Genomic DNA, 1,118 nt, shown 5'->3' with positions numbered 1-1,118 from the left:
ATAGTGATCGGGCATGCACGGACCGCGCATTTCACCATCCATCACAACGGCGCACATAAATGCACACCCTACCTCACCACCAATTCTCCACATAGGGCGATGCCGGGCGGGACATGGGATTGATCGCATCGCCCCCTTTCCCTAGCGTAAACGCGCCCTATCATTCCTTTATGCGCTATCTCATCCTCGCCCTTTTGCTCGCCGCACCTGCCACCGCCCAGCAGGTCGAAACGGACCTTGAACTGGTCCTGCTGGCCGATGCATCCGGGTCCATCGACGCGGACGAACTGGCGTTTCAGCGGCAATCCTACGCCACCGCGATCACCGATCCGGCGGTCGTCGCTGCCATCGAAAACACGCTTTATGGCTCTATCGCCGTGACCTACGTGGAATGGGCGACAAATCAGGCCACGGTCGTGGATTGGACCATCATCGCAGACATGCAAAGCGCCACAGCCTTTGCCGACGCGCTGATCGGCCCGCCCCGTCAGGCCACGGGGCGCAATGCCATCGGGTCGGCGCTGCTCGTTGGGATGGCGCAGATAGACAGCAACGATATCAGGGGGTTCCGCCGGGTCATCGACTTTTCCGGCGACAGCATGGGGAATACATACGGCCCGCCCATCACCCAGGCCCGCGATCAGGTCGTGGCGGGCGGGATCACCATCAACGCCCTGCCGATCCTGCGCGACGGGCGGTTCATGGGCAGCAACCTGTTGCAGGCGTATACCGACAATATCATCGGCGGGCCCGGGTCCTTTGCCATCCCCGCCGAAAGCGGCCCGGCGTTTACGCAGGCCGTGCGCCGCAAGCTGATCCTTGAAATTGCGGGCACCACGCCCGGCACTGAATTTGCCGCGCTACTCCTGCAACCCTTGCAGGAAAGCGAGTAGATCGACGATCGGCTGCGATGTCATGATCGGCTGGCCGGTTTCGGCCTTGGTCGCCACATCGCGCCCGGCAAAGAAGTCACCGTAAACCGGCATCGCACTGCCGTGGCTGACCAGCGGATCGCGCCCGTCAATGCGCATCACGACGCGGGTTGTGGGGAACACACCCCCGTTTCCTGCCTCGAGCTGTGTCAGGTCAGTTGGCTGCACGACCAGCGAAGGCGACAT

Annotated in this window: 1 protein-coding gene and 1 pseudogene; one reads left to right on the top strand and one right to left on the bottom strand. The window is 62.4% G+C overall.

All coding sequences use genetic code 11. The features are described 5' to 3' along the window. Positions 1–170: 170 nt before the first annotated feature. A complete protein-coding gene (locus ACTG4B_RS15335; RefSeq protein WP_439156568.1) occupies positions 171–893 on the top strand; it encodes a DUF1194 domain-containing protein in 723 nt (240 codons plus the stop codon). Here the strand turns inward: ACTG4B_RS15335 and ACTG4B_RS15330 are convergent. Continuing rightward, positions 861–1,118 (bottom strand): annotated as a pseudogene (locus ACTG4B_RS15330) (cytochrome c); the annotation flags it as partial. The gene ACTG4B_RS15335 and the pseudogene ACTG4B_RS15330 overlap by 33 nt on opposite strands.

The organism is Yoonia sp. (assembly GCF_965660735.1).
Classification (GTDB): Bacteria; Pseudomonadota; Alphaproteobacteria; order Rhodobacterales; family Rhodobacteraceae; genus Yoonia.
This window is presented reverse-complemented; position numbering and strand designations above follow the sequence as displayed.

Coding starts and splice junctions, on each gene's coding strand:
- ACTG4B_RS15335 (WP_439156568.1), top strand. CDS start 171: ATGCGCTATCTCATCCTCGCCCTTTTGCTCGCCGCACCTGCCACCGCC.